Consider the following 18378-nt stretch of genomic DNA (forward strand, 5'->3'; position numbering starts at 1 on the left):
GTAATTCCCGGCCAGCCCTTCACGAAGCGCAAATCTTTTGCCGCAGCGCGTGTCAAAATAATGCGTCTCGATGATAAAAACCGCTACTTACACGCCATCGGAGGAATACATGTTCAACCGCCACCACGTCACGGCGGCCTCGATCGAAGCGCCGGCCGCAGGGCGCCTGCGCCGCGCGGCGCTCGTCTGCCTGAGCGCGCTCGCGCTCGCCGGCTGCGTGCAACCCTGGCAGCAATACCAGCAAGGCGCGGACGAATCCACCATCATCGCGCGCCTCGGCCCGCCGCGCGAAAGCTACGACCTGCCGAACGGCGGCAAACGGCTGATGTGGCCGACGCAGCCAATGGGCGAAACCACCACCGCGGCCGACATCGACGCGTCCGGCAAGATCGTCAACGTGCGCCAGGTGCTGCAGCCGAACGAGTTCTACCGCGCGGAAATCGGCAAATGGACCAAGAGCGACGTGCTGGTGAACTTCGGCCGCCCGGTCGAAACGTCGTACTTTCCGTTGATGAAGCGCGAAGTCTGGACCTATCGCTATCTCGAAGACAACGTCTGGTACATGATGTACAGCTTTTATTTCGACGATCAGGGCATTGTGCGGCTCACGCAAAAAACGCCCGATCCGTTACATGATCCGGATCGCCGCAGCCTGTTCTGAGCGCTGCCTCAATCATGCGTGATGCACCATGCATCTACCAAGGCCGCCTCCTCAGGCGGCTTTTTTTTATTTATTGCGCATGGTGGCGAATTTTATTTCGCGCACAGCGGATTTATTTTTTGATAGAAAGGCTTTCGTAAGCATTGATTCGGCACTGGCCTCTCATGAGGCCGCACGAGCGCGAGCCGTGAATTCGGTGCCGAATGAATGCGCCCCACTTACGGAGCCGCTCTCGATGAACCGTCCCAAACGCCTGCTCGTCGCCAACGTCGCGTGGGCGCATGAAACCGCCGTGCGCAACCCCGCATTTTTCCGCCATCTGGCACGCGGCCAGAATCCCCACGTACTGTGGATCGGCTGCTCGGACAGCCGTGTGCCCGCCGAGACCATCACGCATTGCGAGCCGGGTGACCTGTTCGTCCACCGCAACATCGCCAACCTCTTTCAAGCCGACGACGACAACTCGGCGAGCGTCCTCGAATATGCGGTAAAGGTGCTGAAAGTCGGTCACGTGATCGTCTGCGGCCACTATGGATGCGGCGGCGTGCGCGCTGCGCTGCTGCCGCCCGAACCGAGCCTGCCTCACGTGAATCGGCGGATCGCGCCGCTGTGCGCCCTCGCCCGGGCGCACCACGAAGAACTGGATGGCCACGCCAGCGAGCGGCAGCGCATCGACCGCCTCGCGGAACTGAACGTGCTCGAACAGGTGCGCGGGTTACGCGCGAACCCGATCGTGCGGGGCGCCGATCCGGCGCCGCTCGTGCACGGCTGGATCTTCGCGCTCGAAGACGGGCGCATCAAGGTCCTCACGTCCGGCTACGAAGCCGACGACGCGATGACCTGCACGACCGCCGCCCACAGCGCCGCCTAGCACCGCCTGGCACCGCAACGCATGCGAAGAATCCTTTCCGGTCCGGCTTTCGCCGCCTGCCGGGCCCCACTCTTTACTGCACGGATACCATGAACCTTCGAGCTTTTTTCTCAACGTTTCAGCGCGACCTGCTTGCGGGCACGGTCGTTTTTCTGGTGGCGCTGCCGTTGTGCCTAGGCATCGCCAATGCATCGGGGGTCGAGCCTTTTGCCGGGCTCGTCTCGGGCATCGTCGGCGGGCTGGTGGTCGCCGTGCTGAGCGGCTCGCGTTTGAGCGTGAGCGGTCCGGCGGCGGGCCTCGTCGTGATCGTGGTGGACGGCATCGCGCAACTCGGCAGCTTTTCCGCGTTCCTGCTGGCCGTGCTGCTGTCCGGCGCGATCCAGTTCGGCTTCGGCATGCTCAAAGCCGGCCGCTTCGCCGCCTACGTGCCCTCGCCGGTGATCAAGGGCATGCTCGCGGCCATCGGCGTGCTGCTGATCGTCAAACAGTTCCCGCTCGCGCTCGGCCTGTCCGGCGCGGCCCCGACGGCCGGCGCGCAACCCATGGCGCAGGGCGCTGGCGCGATTCTCACGCCGTTCGGTTCGATTTCGCTGGCGGCCTGCGTGATCACACTGCTGTCGCTGGCGATAATGGTCGGCTGGGAAACGCGCGCACTGCGTCGCTTCGCGTTGGTGCGCCACGTACCGGCACCGCTCGCGGTCGTCCTGCTGGGGATCGGCACGACGTTGCTGCTCAGCGTGCTGGCGCCCTCGCTCGCGCCGGCCGCCGAGCATCGGGTCGCCCTGCCGCCGCTGGAATCGTTCGCCGCGTTGCAACTCGCGCTCGAGTGGGCCGACTTCGGGCCGCACTTCGCGCAACTCGTCAATCCCGATGTCTGGCGCGTGGCCATCACGCTGGCGATCGTCGCGAGTCTCGAAACGCTGCTGAGCCTCGAAGCAGTCGAGCAGATCGATCCCGAACGGCGTGCCGCGCCGCCGGATCGCGAACTGAAGGCGCAAGGCGTGGGCAACCTGATCGCCGGCGCGATCGGCGGACTGCCGATCACGTCGGTGATCGTGCGCAGTTCGGCGAACGTGCATGCGGGCGCGCAGAGCCGGCTCTCGGCGATCATTCATGGCGTGCTGCTGCTCGTCAGCGTGTTCGCGCTCACTAGCGTCATCAACCTGATTCCGCTCGCCTGCCTCGCGGCGATCCTGATCTTTACGGGGCTCAAGCTCGCCAAGCCGTCGCTGTTCGTCGCCATCGCGAAACAGGGCGTCGCGCCGTTCGCGCCGTTTATCGTCACGCTCGTCGGCGTGCTCGCGACCGATCTGCTGATCGGCATCGTGCTCGGCATTCTGTGCAGCGTGCTGCTCGCGCTGTATGCGAATCTGCGCAGCCCGATCGTGCTCGCGCAACACGGCGATCACTATCTGCTGTCGTTTCGCAAGGACGTGTCGTTTCTCGGCAAAGTGCCGCTCAAGCACTACCTGCAGCAGATCCCCGACGGCGCCACCTTGATCGTCGATGCGACACGCGCCGATTTCGTCGACCACGACGTGCGCGAACTGCTCGACACGTTCGTGGCCGACGCGCCGGGCCGCGGCATTGCCGTCGAGGTGCGGCATCAGGTGCAAGCACAGGCGCGCGCAGCACGCGGCTGGTCGATGCGGCGCACGGCGGCCGAGTAGCGCCACCATGCAAAAAGCCCCGCGCCATTCAGGCACGGGGCTTTCTCGACTCCTACGACGGCCGGGCGGTGGCGCCGTCAGCGCGCCGCCTTCGCCTCGCTCATTCCGAACGTTGCGGATTCAACTTGTCCACGTTCGAATAGAGCTTGTTGAGCGCCGAGATATACGCCTTCGCGGAAGCCGCGACGATATCCGGATCGGTGCCCACGCCGTTGACGATGCGCCCGCTCTTCGACAAACGCACGGTCACTTCGCCTTGCGCCTGGGTGCCGGTGGTAATCGCGTTCACCGAGTACAGCAGCAGTTCCGAGCCGCTGCCCACTTCGGTTTCGATGGCGTTCAGCGTAGCGTCGACCGGGCCGTTGCCGCGCGCTTCGCCGGTCACTTCCTTGCCTTCCACCGAGAACACGATCTTCGCGTGCGGCTGCTCGCCCGTTTCCGAATGTTGCGACAGCGACAGGAACTTGTAGTGCTCTTTCTCCTGCGCCTCGGCGGATTCTTCCGTGACGATCGCGATGATGTCTTCGTCGAAAATTTCCGACTTGCGGTCGGCCAGTTCCTTGAAACGCGCAAACGCCGTGTTCAGTTCCGCTTCGCTATCCAGCGCGATGCCGAGTTCCTGCAGACGCTGCTTGAACGCGTTACGGCCCGACAGCTTGCCGAGCACGATCTTGTTCGCGCTCCAGCCCACGTCTTCGGCACGCATGATTTCGTAGGTGTCGCGCGCCTTCAGCACGCCGTCCTGGTGAATGCCCGAAGCATGCGCAAAAGCGTTCGCGCCGACCACCGCCTTGTTCGGCTGCACGACGAAGCCGGTAATCTGCGACACCAGTTTGGAAGCCGGCACGATCTGCGTGGTATCGAGACCGATATCGAGGCCGAAGTAATCCTTGCGAGTCTTCACGGCCATCACGATTTCTTCCAGCGACGTGTTGCCCGCGCGCTCGCCGAGGCCGTTGATCGTGCACTCGACCTGGCGCGCGCCGCCGATCTGCACACCGGCCAGCGAATTCGCCACCGCCATGCCGAGGTCGTTATGGCAATGCACCGAGAAGACGGCTTTATGCGAGTTGGGAATGCGTTCGCGCAGCGTCTTCACGAGCTGGCCGTACAACTCGGGCACGCCGTAACCGACCGTATCCGCGATATTGATCGTGGTCGCGCCTTCGGCTATCACCGCTTCCAGCACGCGGCACAGGAAATCCATATCCGAACGGCTGCCGTCTTCCGGCGAAAACTCGACGTCGTCGGTGAATTTGCGGGCGAAGCGCACTGCCAGCCTTGCCTGCTCGAACACCTGGTCCGGCGTCATGCGCAGCTTCTTTTCCATGTGCAACGGCGAAGTTGCGATGAATGTGTGGATGCGGAAGTGATCGGCCGGTTTGAGCGCGTCGGCAGCGCGCTGAATGTCTTTGTCGTTCGCGCGGGCCAGCGAACAGATCGTGCTGTCCTTGATCAGGCCTGCGATCGTATGGATCGAATCGAAGTCGCCGTTCGAGCTCGCCGCGAAGCCTGCTTCGATCACGTCCACCTTCATCCGTTCGAGCTGCTTCGCAATACGGATTTTTTCTTCTTTCGTCATCGACGCGCCGGGCGATTGTTCGCCGTCTCGCAACGTGGTGTCGAATATGATCAGTTTGTCGGACATGTCGAGTCTCCTGCGGAGTCGTTCAATTGTGGGGGATGGGAGCTTGGAATTCGGCTGTCTGCGCCACCGCTGGCGACACGCGATCACAGACGAGGCAGACGGAGGGCAAAATCGATCAACGTGACGACGAGCGCGAAAAAAGCGCGATAAAAAGCGCAACGATCAGCGCGACAGACGCTCCGGCATGGGCATGCTCAGCGGCGCGCCGGCCTGCGGAGGCCCGTAGTGCGACTCGACGAGGAACGTGAACGCATTCATCCAACGACTATAGCGGCATTCCCGCCGGCACGCAATTAGCGCCGGACCTGCCTGCCGGCGCCGCCGGACGGGCCCGCCAAAGGAAAAACGGCAGCCCGAAGGCCGCCGTTTTGTCGTGTGATCCAGCAGGTTGCGCGGGCGAACAATTATCTGTCGCGCGCCACCGAACGAGCCGGATTGGCCCTGCCGCGCACTGCCTGATAGCCCCAGAACACGTAACCGGACAGGCCGTAGAGCACGAACAGGCCGAACAGCATCAGCGGCGGGTCGGAGGACACCAGCACGAACGCGACCACCACCAGCAGTATCACGCCGAATGGCACGCGATGCCGTACGTCGAGCGCCTTGCCGCTATAGAACGGCGCGTTCGACACCATCGTCACGCCCGCGTAGATGGTCAGCACGAAGGCGACCCAAGGCAGCCAGACCAGTTTGAGCGGCACGCGGTTGTCCGTGGCGAGCCACACGAAGCCGGCGATCAGCGCCGCGGCAGCCGGGCTCGGCATGCCCTGGAAGAAGCGCTTGTCCACCACGCCGATGTTCGTGTTGAACCGCGCGAGACGCAATGCCGCACCCGAACAGTAGACGAACGCCGCAAGCCAGCCCCAGCGGCCGAGGTCCTTCAGAATCCACTCATACATGACGAGCGCCGGCGCGACGCCGAACGACACCATGTCGGAGAGGCTGTCGAACTGCTCGCCGAACGCGCTTTGCGTATGCGTCATGCGGGCGACGCGGCCGTCCATGCCGTCGAGCACCATGGCCACGAAAATCGCGATGGCCGCGACCTCGAAGCGCACATTCATGGCCTGCACCACGGCGAAGAAGCCGCAGAACAGCGCCGCCGTGGTGAAGGCGTTCGGCAGCAGATAGATGCCGCGCTTTCTCAGGAACTGCTGGCGCTGCGCGCGCCGGCTGTCGACCGCCGCCTCCGTCACTATCGGCTTGTTACGGCGGAACGGACGCGGCAGCGGTCCGCTGTTACGGGGTCGACGCGGTTTGAATGCGGCCATTCGGAAAACCTCCTTGGTGCCGCTTTATAGTTCAGCGAGGATCGTGGACGACGCGGAAACCTTTTCGCCAATCGACACACGCGGACGGCTGCCCACCGGCAGATACACGTCGACACGCGAACCGAAGCGGATAAATCCGTAACGTTGACCACGGGTGAGCGGCTCACCTGCCCGTACGTAGCAAAGAATGCGCCGCGCGATCAAACCGGCGATCTGCACCGAGGTCACGGTCTGGCCGCCGGCCATTTCGATCACCACCGCATTGCGTTCGTTTTCGGTCGAAGCCTTGTCCACCGCGGCATTCAGATACGCGCCCGGGAAATATTCGACCTTGGAGATCGCGCCATCCACCGGCGAGCGTTGCGAGTGGACGTTGAAGACGTTCATGAACACGCTGATCTTCAGCGCTTCACGATTGGCGTACGGATCGTGCGCGGTTTCGACTGCGACGATACGGCCGTCGGCCGGGCAGAGCACGGCATTTGCCTGAGTGGGGATCGGCCGTGCCGGGTCGCGGAAGAACTGCACGACGAAAATCAGCAGCAGCCAGAACAGCCATGAAACGCCGAACCCCGCGAAGAAGTGAATCAGTAGTGCAACGGCGGCCGCGATGGCGATAAACGGCCAGCCTTCTCGCGCGATGATCGGATGAGGGTAATTCATGAATGGCTTCTGTGTTTTTGTAAAACCGTAGGATAGCAAAAGCCGCCCAGGGTTCAGCACCCTTGGACGGCTTTTTGATCTGTCCGGCGGTTGCGGCACACCGCCGCGCCGGACCTAAGTCAGGACAGGCTTAGTTCTTCGACTGATCGACCAGCTTGTTCTTCGCGATCCACGGCATCATTGCGCGCAGCTTCGAACCGACCTGTTCGATCTGGTGCTCGGCCGTCAGGCGGCGGCGCGATTGCAGCGTGGGTGCGCCGGCCTTGTTTTCGAGGATGAAGCTCTTCGCATACTCGCCGGTCTGGATGTCGGTCAGCACAGCCTTCATCGCTTTCTTCGTTTCAGCCGTCACGATCCGGGGACCCGTCACATATTCGCCGTATTCGGCGTTGTTCGAGATCGAGTAGTTCATGTTCGCGATGCCGCCTTCGTAGATCAGGTCGACGATCAGCTTCAGTTCGTGCAGGCATTCGAAATACGCCATTTCCGGCGCGTAGCCCGCTTCCACCAGCGTTTCGAAGCCGGCCTTGATCAGGTCGACCGTACCGCCGCACAGCACGGCTTGTTCGCCGAACAGGTCCGTTTCCGTTTCTTCGCGGAAGTTCGTTTCGATGATGCCGGCACGGCCGCCGCCGTTCGCCGCGGCGTACGACAGCGCGATGTCACGTGCTGCGCCCGACTTGTCCTGCGCGACAGCGATCAGGTGCGGCACGCCGCCACCTTGCGAGTAGGTGCCGCGAACCGTGTGGCCCGGTGCCTTCGGCGCGATCATGATCACGTCGAGGTCGGCACGCGGAATCACTTGACCGTAGTGAACGTTGAAGCCGTGCGCGAAGGCGAGCGCCGCGCCTTGCTTGATGTTGGCGTGCACTTCTTTCGCATAGACTTCGGCGATCTGTTCGTCCGGCAGCAGCATCATGACCACGTCTGCGCCCTTGACGGCTTCCGCCACTTCCTTGACTTGCAGGCCGGCGTTCTCAGCCTTGCTCCACGATGCGCCGCCCTTGCGCAGACCGACCGTGATGTTCACGCCGCTTTCCTTCAGGTTCAGCGCGTGCGCATGGCCTTGCGAGCCATAGCCGATGATGGTGACTTGCTTGCCCTTGATGAGGGAGAGGTCGGCGTCCTTGTCGTAGAAAACTTTCATGTCGGTTCCTTGGCTAAATTCGATGATTCAGTGAGATTCAGATACTGCATATAGTTGTTGCTGGCCGGGTTCTTAAAGGCACTGCCCGGCCTGGATCGAGACGAGCTGAACGCTCGCGCGTCACACCTTCAAAATGCGCTCGCCGCGCCCGATACCCGAGCTGCCGGTGCGGACCGTTTCGAGAATCGCGGTGGCGTCGAGCCCTTCGATGAAGGCATCGAGCTTCTCGCTCGCGCCCGTCAGTTCGATCGTGTAGGTCTTTTCAGTGACGTCGATGATGCGGCCGCGGAAAATATCCGACATCCGCTTCATCTCCTCACGTTCCTTGCCGACCGCCCTCACCTTGATCAACATCAGCTCGCGCTCGATGTGGGCGCCCTCGGTAAGGTCGACCACTTTCACCACCTCGATCAGGCGGTTCAGATGCTTCGTGATCTGTTCGATCACGTCGTCCGAGCCAATGGAGACGATGGTCATGCGCGACAGCGAACGGTCTTCGGTCGGAGCCACCGTCAAGGTTTCAATGTTGTAGCCGCGTGCCGAGAAGAGACCAACCACGCGTGATAACGCGCCCGGTTCGTTTTCCAGCAGGACGGAAATGATGTGTCTCATGTTTCGCTTCTTCCAGATGTTTTGTCGATGTCTGCGAACGGTTCGCGCCGCTTCGTCCGCTGGTCGCCTTTCATGAAGGCGCGCATGACGAAGCCGGCGCGGCGCTCAGGTGTTTGAACCCAAGCGCGCCGTCGTTATAGATCTTCCGAACCCATGAGCATCTCGGTGATGCCCTTGCCGGCCTGGACCATCGGCCAGACGTTTTCGGTCGGATCGGTCTGGAAATCGAGAAACACCGTGCGATCTTTCAGGCGCAGCGCTTCCTTCAACGCCGGCTCGACATCGGCCGTGCGTTCGATACGCATGCCGACGTGGCCGTACGCTTCGGCGAGCTTCACGAAATCCGGCAGCGCATCCATGTACGAATGCGAATAGCGCTTGCTGTATTCGATCTGCTGCCACTGGCGAACCATGCCCAGATAGCGGTTGTTCAGCGAAATGATCTTCACCGGAGTCTCATACTGCTTGCAGGTGGAGAGCTCCTGGATACACATCTGGATCGAGCCTTCGCCCGTGATGCAGAGCACGTCGTCGTCCGGGTGCGCCATCTTCACGCCCATCGCCGCCGGCAGGCCGAAGCCCATCGTGCCGAGACCACCGGAGTTGATCCAGCGGCGCGGCTTGTTGAAGCGATAGAACTGCGCCGCCCACATCTGGTGCTGGCCGACGTCGGAACACACGAAGGCATTGCCGTCGGTCAGTTCCCACGCCTTTTCCACCACGTACTGCGGCTTGATGATGTCGCTCTTGCGGTCGAACTTCAGGCAGTCTTTCGCGCGCCAGGCTTCGATGTCCTTCCACCAGTCGGCGAGCGCCGCGGTGTCGGGGCCATGCTCGGCCGTTTGCAACTGCTCGATCAGCTCCTTCAGCACTTCCTTCACGTCGCCGACGATAGGAATGTCGACCTTGACGCGCTTGGAGATGGAGGACGGATCGATGTCGATATGGATGATCTTGCGCGGCCGCGACGCGAAGTGCGCCGGGTCGCCGATCACACGGTCGTCGAAACGCGCGCCGATCGCGATCAGCACGTCGCAGTGCTGCATCGCCATGTTGGCTTCGTACGTGCCATGCATGCCGAGCATGCCGAGGAACTTCTTGTCGCTCGCGCGGTAGCCGCCCAGACCCATCAACGTGTTGGTGACCGGGTAGCCGAGCAGGTCGGCGAACTGGTTCAACTCACGCGATGCGTCCGCGAGAATGATGCCGCCGCCGGTGTAGATATAAGGACGCTTGGCCGACAGCAGCAAGGACACGGCCTTGCGGATCTGACCGGAGTGGCCCTTGGTAACCGGGTTATACGAGCGCAGCGAAACGGTCTTGAGCGGTTCGTACTGGCACGGCGCCTTCGACACGTCTTTCGGAATGTCGATCAGCACCGGGCCGGGACGGCCGGTACGGGCAATGTAGAAGGCTTTCTTGACGGTGGCGGCGAGGTCGCGCACGTCCTTCACGAGGAAGTTGTGCTTCACGCAAGGACGCGTGATACCGACCGTGTCGCACTCCTGGAACGCATCCTGGCCGATCGCGGCGGTCGGCACCTGGCCGCTGATCACCACCATCGGGATCGAATCCATGTACGCGGTGGCGATGCCGGTCACCGCATTGGTGACGCCGGGGCCGGAGGTCACGAGGCACACACCGACCTTGCCGGTGGAACGCGCATAGGCGTCGGCGGCGTGGACCGCGGCCTGTTCGTGGCGCACGAGGACGTGCTGGAACTTGTCCTGCTTGTACAGCTCGTCGTAAATGTAGAGTACCGAGCCGCCGGGATAGCCCCAGACAAACTCGACGTCTTCGTCGGCCAGTGCCTTCATGAGCACGGTGGCGCCGATAGAGTCAGCTTCGGGATGAGGGGTCGTATCCGACGTGGAGAATTCCGCGCTGGGCATATTCATTTATTCACCTTTCGAATTTTCGGCAAAAAATTGATCGGGTGCTCTCTGCCGGGCTTGTGGCTCGGGTTCAAGCGGCGCGTCCAGTTGACAGGTGAGCTTCTTGGGCCACACCTCAATGAGACAAGTCACTTATGTTGCGAACCAGCGACGATATCTGCAGACGCCCGCGCGGTCAAGCAAATATTGCCTGGCCGCGCTGCGCCGAACTCTCGGTATTGACCGAAAGCTTGTTATTGAGATGCAAGCTGAGTCACGTTTCGCCCCAGCGGCGCAAAAGTTTGTTAGCATCCGCGAGTTTTACGACATTTTTCGACCGATTACGCGCACGCTCGCTGCGCCGACCCCCAAACGGATGGCATCAGACAAGGAACTCGCCGATTTTCTGGCGGGCGTCGAAAGGCGCGCATTCAAGCAGACGGTCTACGCCGTGCGGGACGACGACGCCTCGCTGGATATCGTGCAGGACGCGATGATCAAGCTCGCCGAAAAATATGGCGACCGTCCGGCGGCCGAACTTCCGCTGCTGTTTCAGCGTATTCTCCAGAATGCGATGCACGACTATTTCCGTCGTGCCAAAGTGCGCAATACTTGGGTGAGTCTTTTTTCGTCGCTCGGCAACGCCGACGACGACGAATTCGATCCTCTCGAAACCTTCGAGGCGCAGCAAGGCTCGGCGGGCGCCGAAAGCAATGAACAGAAGCTCGAACGCGAACAGGTTCTGCAGTTAATCGACGACGAGATCCAAAAATTACCGGCACGTCAACGGGAGGCGTTTCTCATGCGTTATTGGGAAGATATGGATGTCGCCGAGACTGCCGCCGCAATGGGCTGCTCCGAAGGCAGTGTGAAGACGCACTGCTCGCGGGCCACCCACACGCTGGCGCAAGCGCTCAAGGCCAAAGGAATCACGCTATGAGCTCCCTCGAAACCAAAGAACTCGAGTTCGCCCGCCAGGTGCGCCGCGCGCTCGACGAAAACGCTGCCAGCATTCCGTCCGCCACCGTCGATCGGCTCGCCGCGGCGCGCCGTGCCGCGCTCGCCCGCAAAAAGCCCGACACCGTGAGCGCGCCCGTGTTCGTGCCGGCCCTGGCCGGCGCGGGCATGCCCGCCGGCGTGCCGCAGGTCGAACTGCCGCAGCGCCGCCGTTCGCCGCTGCGCCGCTTCGCGCTGGCGTGGCCGCTCGTCGCACTGGTCGTCAGCCTCGTGGGAATCGCCTACTGGGAAGACCAGCAACGCACCGCCGAGCTCGCCGATATCGATGCCGCCATGTTAAGCGACGACCTGCCGCTCAATGCCTATCTCGACCACGGTTTCAACGCGTACCTTTCACGCGCCCATTGAGCGGGAGATTCCTCGGGTGAGTTACAAGCGCGGCCTGGCCGTTGTTTTCGGATGCACGATCGCGGCCCTGGTGTCGTTTGCCGCGACATATCCGCGCTTTTACCCGGGTCCGTCGACCGCCAGCGCGCCCGCCGCGGGCGGCAACGCCACCGCGAAGGCGCCCGCACCCGCGCTCGCCGTCGAATTACCCAGCCTGCCCGGCAGCAACAGCCCGATGGCGTGGACGCGCCTGACTTCGGCCGAGCATATCGCGCTCGCGCCGTTCGAAGCCCAATGGGACTCGTTTAGCGACGAACGCAAGCGAAAATGGATCAAGATCGCGTCGCGTTACCCGAAGATGTCGCCGGATGCGCAAAAACGCCTGCATGAGCGCATGACGGAGTGGACCCGCATGACGCCGGATCAGCGGCGTGTTGCACGCGAAAACTATCAGGTATCGAAGGAGTTGCCGCGCGAAACGCGGCAGAACGCGTGGAAGGCCTATCAGCAGCTGTCCCCGGAGCAAAAGGAACGGCTCGCCGCCAGCGAGCGTAAACGGCGGCCCAGCGTGGTCAGCGCGCCGCCGTCGGGCCGCAGCGAGATCAAGGGGCTCGACCGCCTGGTCAATGCCCGTGAGCACGGTGCAAGCGGCGCCGCGGCCGCGAGCATCGCGGCGGCCGCGTCGTTGCCGAGCCCGGCCGCCGCGCCGCCGATTCCCGCTGCCGGCAGCTTCGTGCCCGCGACGCCGCTGCCGGTTTCACCGGCCGAGGCGCCATCCATCTTCAACGGCTCCTGAGCGGGCGCCCCACCGTGTCGCAGCCGCTCACCACCCCGGCCTTGCCCGTCGATACGGCCGGCAATTCGCCCACCGTGCGGCGGCGTCTCGCGGCGCTGCTGTACGAAGCGCTGATCCTGTTCGGCGTGGTGTTCGTCGCCGGCTATCTGTTCAGCACGCTGACCCAGCAACGCAACGGGCTGACCCATCACAACCTGCTGGCGGCCTGGATCGGCCTCGTGGTCGGTGTGTATTTCGTCTGGTTCTGGACCCACAGCGGCCAGACCTTGCCGATGAAAACCTGGCGCCTGCGCGTCGTCGCCGCCGACGGCGCGCCGCTCTCGACCGGCCGCGCAATCGCCCGCTACGTGCTCGCGTGGCTGTGGTTTCTGCCGCCGCTCGCGCTCCATCCATTGCTCGGACTCAAGCTGCCGCAAACGTTGATGATCGCCGGCATCTGGTTCGTGCTGTGGGCCGCCACCGGCCGGTTCGATCCGCAACGCAAATTCCTCCACGACCGCCTCGCCGGCACGCGGGTGGTTAGCGTCGCACGGTGATCGGCCGGGCGGTTCTTTCGCTCTCCCCTCGCTTTACCGCCCCTCACACCCACCGCCTCATCTGCGCCCGCGCCTCGCAGTAATAAGAACTTCTCATGACTGTCACGGCACAGTCACGCTCACGCGGCCCAATACGGCCACTGCAACTCGACGCGTGAGCCATGGACCCCAGAACGTCCGCGACTTCCCTGTTCCGCCAGACCGGCCCGAGCGTCGACCCCGTCGCGTTCCGCCCGGAACCCAATCAGAGTCACGGTTTGCCGTTGCCCGTGGCGCCACTGCCGCTCGACGCCAACGCCGGCCAGCACGACGACGACCACGCCGCGCCGCACCGCTTCCGCACCATCTGGCTCTCCGACATCCATCTCGGCTCGAGCGGCTGTCAGGCGCCTTATCTGCTGGACTTCCTGCGCCATACCGAGTCGGAGTATCTGTACCTCGTGGGCGACATCATCGACGGCTGGCAGTTGAAGAAAGGCTGGTACTGGCCGCAGGCGCACAACGACGTCGTGCAGAAGGTGCTGCGCAAGGCGCGCAAAGGCACCCAGGTGATCTACGTGCCCGGCAATCACGACGAAGCCGCGCGCCAGTTCTGCGACCTCGCGTTCGGCGACATCCACGTGCGCGGCGAGGCGTTTCACACCACGCTCGCCGGCAAGCGTCTGTGGATCGTGCACGGCGATCTGTTCGACGGCGTGATCCAGCACGCCAAGTGGCTCGCCTATCTCGGCGACACGCTCTACACGATGATCCTGATCCTGAACCGCTGGTTCAACCGGATCCGCAGCCGGCTCGGTTTTCCGTACTGGTCGCTGTCGCAGTACCTGAAGCATCAGGTGAAGAACGCGGTGAATTTCATCTCCTCGTTCGAACGCGTGATGACCGACGAAGCACGCCGCCGCGGCTGCGACGGCGTGGTCTGCGGCCACATCCATAAAGCCGAGATACGCGATATCGACGGCGTGCTGTATTGCAACGACGGCGACTGGGTCGAAAGCCTGTCGGCACTCGTCGAAACGTATGAAGGCGAACTCAAGGTGATCTACTGGACCGTGATGCGCTCCCCGGAAGTGGGCGTGCAAAAGGCCCGGGCGACCGCGTAATCCCTCTTAACTTCTATTGGGCCGAAACCGATGAAGATCATGATCGTCACCGACGCATGGGAACCGCAGGTCAATGGCGTCGTGCGCACGCTGAAAAACACCACGCGCGAACTGAGCGCGCTGGGCCACCGCATCGAACTGCTGACACCGCTCGAATTCAGGACGATTCCTTGCCCGACCTATCCGGAGATCCGTCTGTCGCTGCTGCCGCGCCGCAAGCTGCGCCAGCGTATCGACGAATTCGCGCCGGACGCTTTGCACATCGCCACCGAAGGTCCGCTCGGCATGGCCGCGCGCGCCTACGCGCTGCAGCACAAGCTGCCGTTCACGACCGCTTATCACACGCGCTTTCCGGAGTACGTGCAGGCGCGCTTCGGCATTCCGCTCGCCGCGACTTACAAGTTCCTGCACTGGTTTCACAAGCCGTCGCTGTCGGTGATGGCGCCCACGCCGGTCGTGAAAAGCGACCTCGAGAAGTTCGGTTTCACCAACGTCGTGCTGTGGACGCGCGGTGTCGACCTGGACATCTTTCACCAGATGGACTCGAAGGTGCTCAACACCGCCCGGCCGATCTTTCTGTACGTGGGACGCGTGGCGGTCGAGAAGAACGTCGAGGCGTTTCTGAAGCTCGATCTGCCCGGCTCGAAGTGGGTTGCCGGCGAGGGCCCCGCGCTCGCCGAACTGAAGTCGCGGTATCCGCAAGCGAATTACCTGGGCGTACTGACGCAGGCCGAACTGGCGAAGGTCTATGCGGCGGCGGACGTGTTCGTGTTCCCGAGCCGCACCGACACCTTCGGACTCGTGCTGCTCGAAGCGCTCGCCTGCGGCACGCCGGTCGCGGCGTATCCGGTCACCGGCCCGATCGACGTGCTCGGCGACGGCGGCGCCGGCGCGATGCGCGAGGACCTGCGTGAAGCCTGCCTCGAAGCGCTGAAGATCGATCGCAACGATGCGCGCGCGTGGGCCGAACGCTTCTCGTGGGCCGCGGCCTCCGAGCAGTTCGCCGCGCATCTGAAGCCGCTGCCGCGCGCAGCGTACCGCGAGGAAAGCGCCGCCGCATGATGCGGCGCGCCGAGCCGTCCATGCGAACCAGACCTTCCACAGCGGCCCGCGCGTCGAACGGCGCGCTGCGTGCTGTCGACACCGACAGCACCGCCAGCATCGAACCGTTCGACGACGTGAGCGAGCCGGACGCGCCGAATCATGCAGAACACGCGCATGGTTTGAACGGCATGAACGGCTCACAGCGCGGCTCACAACAGGGCTCACAGCAGGGCCCACAGCAAGGCCCACAACAAGGCTCACAACAAGGCTCACAGCACGACGCACCGCACGAGCCGCTCAGTCCCGACGATCCGCTCGCGCCCCTGCCCTTCAATCCGTACAAAGGCAACCGCGGCGTCACGCGCGCGTGGCACGCGATGAAAAATTCGCTCGCCGGGTTTCGCGTCGCGATTCGCGAGGAAAGCGCGTTTCGTCAGGAACTGACGCTTGCCGCGATCCTGATTCCGTGCGGCGTGCTGGTGCCGGTCGATCCGGTGTCGCGCGTGTTGCTGCTCGGCTCCGTGCTGCTCGTGTTGATTGTCGAGCTGCTCAATTCGAGCGTGGAGGCGGCCATCGACCGGATTTCGCTCGAACGCCACGAACTCTCGCGGCGCGCGAAAGATCTCGGCAGCGCGGCCGTGATGGTGGCGCTAGGCATGTGCCTGATGACGTGGCTGCTGATCGTCGGGCCGCTCGTCGTGCAATGGCTCAAGGCCTGGCTGTGAAGCCGCGCAACACCGCTTCAGTACAGGCGGGCCGCAGTCGAACCGCGCGCGACATCGCCTCGACGAATGAAAACCCTGAGTATCCGCTTGATATAAGAACGCTCGGTTTATAATCGTCCGATACACCAACCGCGTCCGGGTGGATCACGCAAAGAGCGGCACGCCGCCGTGTGTCCCAGCCCGGCGTAACCAGGGCCGGACGACATGGAAGCCAAACCTCCCCGCCGCACGCGCGAACGGATTCTCGAACTATCGTTGAAGCTGTTCAACGAAATCGGCGAGCCGAACGTCACGACGACGACGATCGCCGAGGAAATGGAAATCAGTCCAGGCAACCTGTACTACCACTTCCGCAACAAAGACGACATCATCAACAGCATCTTCAGCCAGTTCGAGCAGGAGATCGAAAAACGTCTGCGTTTCCCTGACGACCATCGCGCGACCATCGACGAAATGTGGTCGTACCTGCAGTACATGGTCGATTTCACCTGGCGCTATCGCTTCCTGTATCGTGATCTGAATGATCTGCTGGCGCGCAACCGCACGCTCGAAACGCACTTCAAGCAGATCATCAGCCACAAGGTCCGTTTCGCGAGCCAGTTCTGCGAGCAGCTCGTCGCCGACGGCGAAATGGTCGCCACGCCGGAAGAGTTGCACGTGATCGCCACCAACGTCGGCGTGATCGGCACGTACTGGCTGTCGTACCAGTTCGTGATGAACCCGCGCAAATACAACGAGCAGGAGGCGATCCGCGCGGAACTGCATCAGGTGAGCGTGCAGATCGTGTCGTTGATGGCGCCTTATCTGCGCGGCCGCTCGCGGCAGATTTTCGACGACCTCGTGTCGGGCAAGCTGCCCAAGCGCGAGTTTTACGACTACCTGCCGCCCAAGGAAGGCGCCGCGCCCCGCAACGAACCGAAGGACGCTTGAGCATGAAGTCGGTGTGTGTGTATTGCGGCTCCTCCAACGGCGGCAAACCGTTGTACGCCGAAGCCGCGCGCGCCTTTGGCCGCGCGCTGGTGCAAGCCGATCTGGCGCTGGTCTACGGCGGCGGCAAGGTCGGACTGATGGGCGTGATCGCCGATACGGTGATGGCCGAAGGCGGCCGCGCGATCGGTGTGATTCCCGAACTGCTGGTCAGCAAGGAGGTCGGCCATGACGGCCTGACCGAACTGCACGTGGTGCCCGACATGCATCATCGCAAGAAGATGATGGCCGACCTGTCCGACGCGTTCGTCGCGATGCCAGGCGGTGCGGGCACGCTCGAAGAACTGTTCGAAGTCTATACGTGGGCGCAACTCGGCTACCACCAGAAAGCGGTGGCAGTACTGAATATCGACGGCTTCTACGACCCGTTGATCAATCTGCTGCAGCACACCGTCGAAGAAGGCTTCATGCGCCAGACCTATTTCGACATCCTGCAGATCGACGCCGATCCCGCCGCACTGATCGGCAAGCTGCAACGCTATCAGCCGCCCGCCAGCGACAAGTGGGCGATCAAGCGCGACGCGGTCTGATTTTTCACGAGCCATGAGGTTGCGATGACGAAAGCCGTTCTGATCACCGGTGGCAGCCGCGGCATCGGACGCGCGACCGCGCGTTTGCTGGGCGCGCGCGGCTGGTCCGTCGGCGTGAATTACGCGCGCAATCTCGCCGCGGCGCAAGACACAGCCGCCGAAGTGGAACGCGCCGGCGGCCACGCGGTGACGATCGCCGGCGACGTCGCGAGCGAAGCCGACGTGGTGGCCATGTTCGACACGCTAAAGCAGACGTTCGGGCGGCTCGATGCGCTCGTCAACAATGCCGGGATCGTCGCGCCGTCCAGCCAGCTCGCCGACATGGACCTCGCGCGCCTGAAGCGCATGTTCGACGTCAACGTGCTGGGCGCCTATCTCTGCGCGCGCGAAGCCGCGCGGCGCATGTCGACCGCTCGCGGCGGCGCGGGCGGCGTGATCGTCAATGTTTCGTCGGCGGCGTCGCGCCTCGGCTCGCCGAACGAATACGTCGACTATGCCGGCTCGAAAGGCGCCGTGGACACCATGACGCTCGGCCTCGCCAAGGAACTCGGCCCGCAAGGCGTGCGCGTGAACGCGGTGCGTCCGGGCCTGATCGACACCGAGATCCACGCGAGCGGCGGCAAGCCCGAACGCGCCGCGCAACTCGGCGCGAGCACGCCGCTGGGCCGCCCAGGCACGGCCGACGAAGTGGCCGAATCCATCGTCTGGTTGCTGAGCGACGCTGCGTCTTATGTGACCGGCGCCCTGCTCGACGTAGCCGGCGGCCGCTAGGCGTCGCTTTCCCCGTCGTTTCCGCGTCCCTTCCCTCGCCGCATTCCTCCGCGCTACCGGTTACGTTGCGCCGCGCGGGTTCACACGCGGCCGCGTCCTATTCCCCGATTAGGAATTCCCGTCGC

Annotated in this window: 19 protein-coding genes; 13 read left to right on the forward strand and 6 right to left on the reverse strand. The window is 63.3% G+C overall.

The window, feature by feature from the left end; genetic code table 11:
- The first annotated feature begins 109 nt into the window (after positions 1-109).
- The 3 genes from CJU94_RS18580 (at position 110) to CJU94_RS18590 (ending at position 3202) form a co-directional block, all read left to right on the forward strand.
- Positions 110-661: a hypothetical protein gene (locus CJU94_RS18580; protein ID WP_095419943.1), complete on the forward strand. Its 552-nt coding sequence runs from the start codon at positions 110-112 to the stop codon at positions 659-661.
- Between the two features lie 235 nt (positions 662-896).
- A complete protein-coding gene (locus tag CJU94_RS18585; RefSeq protein WP_095419944.1) occupies positions 897-1532 on the forward strand; it encodes a carbonic anhydrase in 636 nt (211 codons plus the stop codon).
- 89 nt (positions 1533-1621) lie between these two features.
- Entirely contained in the window at positions 1622-3202 is a 1581-nt protein-coding gene (locus CJU94_RS18590) for a SulP family inorganic anion transporter (protein WP_095419945.1), read from the forward strand.
- Between the two features lie 100 nt (positions 3203-3302).
- Here the strand turns inward: CJU94_RS18590 and CJU94_RS18595 are convergent, their stop codons facing one another.
- From CJU94_RS18595 to CJU94_RS18620, 6 genes are all read right to left on the reverse strand, one after another.
- Entirely contained in the window at positions 3303-4850 is a 1548-nt protein-coding gene (locus tag CJU94_RS18595) for a 2-isopropylmalate synthase (protein ID WP_095419946.1), read from the reverse strand.
- Positions 4851-5254: 404 nt separating this feature from the next.
- Entirely contained in the window at positions 5255-6121 is an 867-nt protein-coding gene (pssA, locus tag CJU94_RS18600; RefSeq protein ID WP_095419947.1) for a CDP-diacylglycerol--serine O-phosphatidyltransferase, read from the reverse strand.
- Positions 6122-6145: 24 nt separating this feature from the next.
- On the reverse strand, positions 6146-6784 hold the full coding sequence (locus CJU94_RS18605) for a phosphatidylserine decarboxylase (RefSeq protein WP_095419948.1): 639 nt from the start codon (positions 6782-6784) through the stop codon (positions 6146-6148).
- Positions 6785-6914: 130 nt separating this feature from the next.
- Positions 6915-7931: a ketol-acid reductoisomerase gene (gene ilvC / locus CJU94_RS18610; RefSeq protein ID WP_007175628.1), complete on the reverse strand. Its 1017-nt coding sequence runs from the start codon at positions 7929-7931 to the stop codon at positions 6915-6917.
- A 120-nt stretch (positions 7932-8051) separates the two neighbouring features.
- Entirely contained in the window at positions 8052-8543 is a 492-nt protein-coding gene (gene ilvN, locus CJU94_RS18615; protein WP_091795896.1) for an acetolactate synthase small subunit, read from the reverse strand.
- A gap of 134 nt (positions 8544-8677) precedes the next feature.
- On the reverse strand, positions 8678-10441 hold the full coding sequence (locus tag CJU94_RS18620) for an acetolactate synthase 3 catalytic subunit (RefSeq protein ID WP_095419949.1): 1764 nt from the start codon (positions 10439-10441) through the stop codon (positions 8678-8680).
- A gap of 352 nt (positions 10442-10793) precedes the next feature.
- On the opposite strand from CJU94_RS18620, the gene CJU94_RS18625 reads away from it, so the two are divergent.
- From CJU94_RS18625 to CJU94_RS18670, 10 genes are all read left to right on the forward strand, one after another.
- Positions 10794-11357: an RNA polymerase sigma factor gene (locus tag CJU94_RS18625; RefSeq protein ID WP_011487480.1), complete on the forward strand. Its 564-nt coding sequence runs from the start codon at positions 10794-10796 to the stop codon at positions 11355-11357.
- Entirely contained in the window at positions 11354-11782 is a 429-nt protein-coding gene (locus CJU94_RS18630) for a DUF3619 family protein (RefSeq protein WP_095419950.1), read from the forward strand. The genes CJU94_RS18625 and CJU94_RS18630 overlap by 4 nt, the downstream gene beginning before the upstream one ends.
- A gap of 16 nt (positions 11783-11798) precedes the next feature.
- Entirely contained in the window at positions 11799-12557 is a 759-nt protein-coding gene (locus CJU94_RS18635) for a DUF3106 domain-containing protein (protein WP_095419951.1), read from the forward strand.
- Between the two features lie 14 nt (positions 12558-12571).
- Positions 12572-13093 (forward strand): RDD family protein, encoded by a 522-nt coding sequence (locus CJU94_RS18640; protein ID WP_095419952.1) that lies wholly within the window; start codon positions 12572-12574, stop codon positions 13091-13093.
- Positions 13094-13254: 161 nt separating this feature from the next.
- Complete coding sequence (locus tag CJU94_RS18645; RefSeq protein ID WP_095419953.1) at positions 13255-14196, forward strand: UDP-2,3-diacylglucosamine diphosphatase; 942 nt, start codon at positions 13255-13257, stop codon at positions 14194-14196.
- A 30-nt stretch (positions 14197-14226) separates the two neighbouring features.
- Positions 14227-15258, forward strand: coding sequence for a glycosyltransferase family 4 protein (locus CJU94_RS18650; RefSeq protein WP_095419954.1), 1032 nt, complete (start codon positions 14227-14229; stop codon positions 15256-15258).
- A 20-nt stretch (positions 15259-15278) separates the two neighbouring features.
- On the forward strand, positions 15279-15965 hold the full coding sequence (locus CJU94_RS18655) for a diacylglycerol kinase (RefSeq protein ID WP_095420431.1): 687 nt from the start codon (positions 15279-15281) through the stop codon (positions 15963-15965).
- 204 nt (positions 15966-16169) lie between these two features.
- Positions 16170-16895, forward strand: coding sequence for a TetR/AcrR family transcriptional regulator (locus tag CJU94_RS18660; protein WP_091795911.1), 726 nt, complete (start codon positions 16170-16172; stop codon positions 16893-16895).
- A gap of 2 nt (positions 16896-16897) precedes the next feature.
- Entirely contained in the window at positions 16898-17482 is a 585-nt protein-coding gene (locus CJU94_RS18665) for an LOG family protein (protein ID WP_095419955.1), read from the forward strand.
- Positions 17483-17506: 24 nt separating this feature from the next.
- Positions 17507-18253 carry an SDR family oxidoreductase gene (locus CJU94_RS18670; protein ID WP_095419956.1) on the forward strand — a complete coding sequence of 249 codons (747 nt, stop codon included), beginning with the start codon at positions 17507-17509 and terminating at the stop codon, positions 18251-18253.
- Positions 18254-18378: the final 125 nt, after the last annotated feature.

It is taken from the genome of Paraburkholderia aromaticivorans, assembly GCF_002278075.1.
GTDB lineage: Bacteria > Pseudomonadota > Gammaproteobacteria > Burkholderiales > Burkholderiaceae > Paraburkholderia > Paraburkholderia aromaticivorans.

Coding starts and splice junctions, on each gene's coding strand:
- CJU94_RS18580 (WP_095419943.1), top strand. CDS start 110: ATGTTCAACCGCCACCACGTCACGGCGGCCTCGATCGAAGCGCCGGCC.
- CJU94_RS18585 (WP_095419944.1), top strand. CDS start 897: ATGAACCGTCCCAAACGCCTGCTCGTCGCCAACGTCGCGTGGGCGCAT.
- CJU94_RS18590 (WP_095419945.1), top strand. CDS start 1,622: ATGAACCTTCGAGCTTTTTTCTCAACGTTTCAGCGCGACCTGCTTGCG.
- CJU94_RS18595 (WP_095419946.1), bottom strand. CDS start 4,850: ATGTCCGACAAACTGATCATATTCGACACCACGTTGCGAGACGGCGAA.
- pssA (WP_095419947.1), bottom strand. CDS start 6,121: ATGGCCGCATTCAAACCGCGTCGACCCCGTAACAGCGGACCGCTGCCG.
- CJU94_RS18605 (WP_095419948.1), bottom strand. CDS start 6,784: ATGAATTACCCTCATCCGATCATCGCGCGAGAAGGCTGGCCGTTTATC.
- ilvC (WP_007175628.1), bottom strand. CDS start 7,931: ATGAAAGTTTTCTACGACAAGGACGCCGACCTCTCCCTCATCAAGGGC.
- ilvN (WP_091795896.1), bottom strand. CDS start 8,543: ATGAGACACATCATTTCCGTCCTGCTGGAAAACGAACCGGGCGCGTTA.
- CJU94_RS18620 (WP_095419949.1), bottom strand. CDS start 10,441: ATGAATATGCCCAGCGCGGAATTCTCCACGTCGGATACGACCCCTCAT.
- CJU94_RS18625 (WP_011487480.1), top strand. CDS start 10,794: ATGGCATCAGACAAGGAACTCGCCGATTTTCTGGCGGGCGTCGAAAGG.
- CJU94_RS18630 (WP_095419950.1), top strand. CDS start 11,354: ATGAGCTCCCTCGAAACCAAAGAACTCGAGTTCGCCCGCCAGGTGCGC.
- CJU94_RS18645 (WP_095419953.1), top strand. CDS start 13,255: ATGGACCCCAGAACGTCCGCGACTTCCCTGTTCCGCCAGACCGGCCCG.
- CJU94_RS18650 (WP_095419954.1), top strand. CDS start 14,227: ATGAAGATCATGATCGTCACCGACGCATGGGAACCGCAGGTCAATGGC.
- CJU94_RS18655 (WP_095420431.1), top strand. CDS start 15,279: ATGCGAACCAGACCTTCCACAGCGGCCCGCGCGTCGAACGGCGCGCTG.
- CJU94_RS18660 (WP_091795911.1), top strand. CDS start 16,170: ATGGAAGCCAAACCTCCCCGCCGCACGCGCGAACGGATTCTCGAACTA.
- CJU94_RS18665 (WP_095419955.1), top strand. CDS start 16,898: ATGAAGTCGGTGTGTGTGTATTGCGGCTCCTCCAACGGCGGCAAACCG.
- CJU94_RS18670 (WP_095419956.1), top strand. CDS start 17,507: ATGACGAAAGCCGTTCTGATCACCGGTGGCAGCCGCGGCATCGGACGC.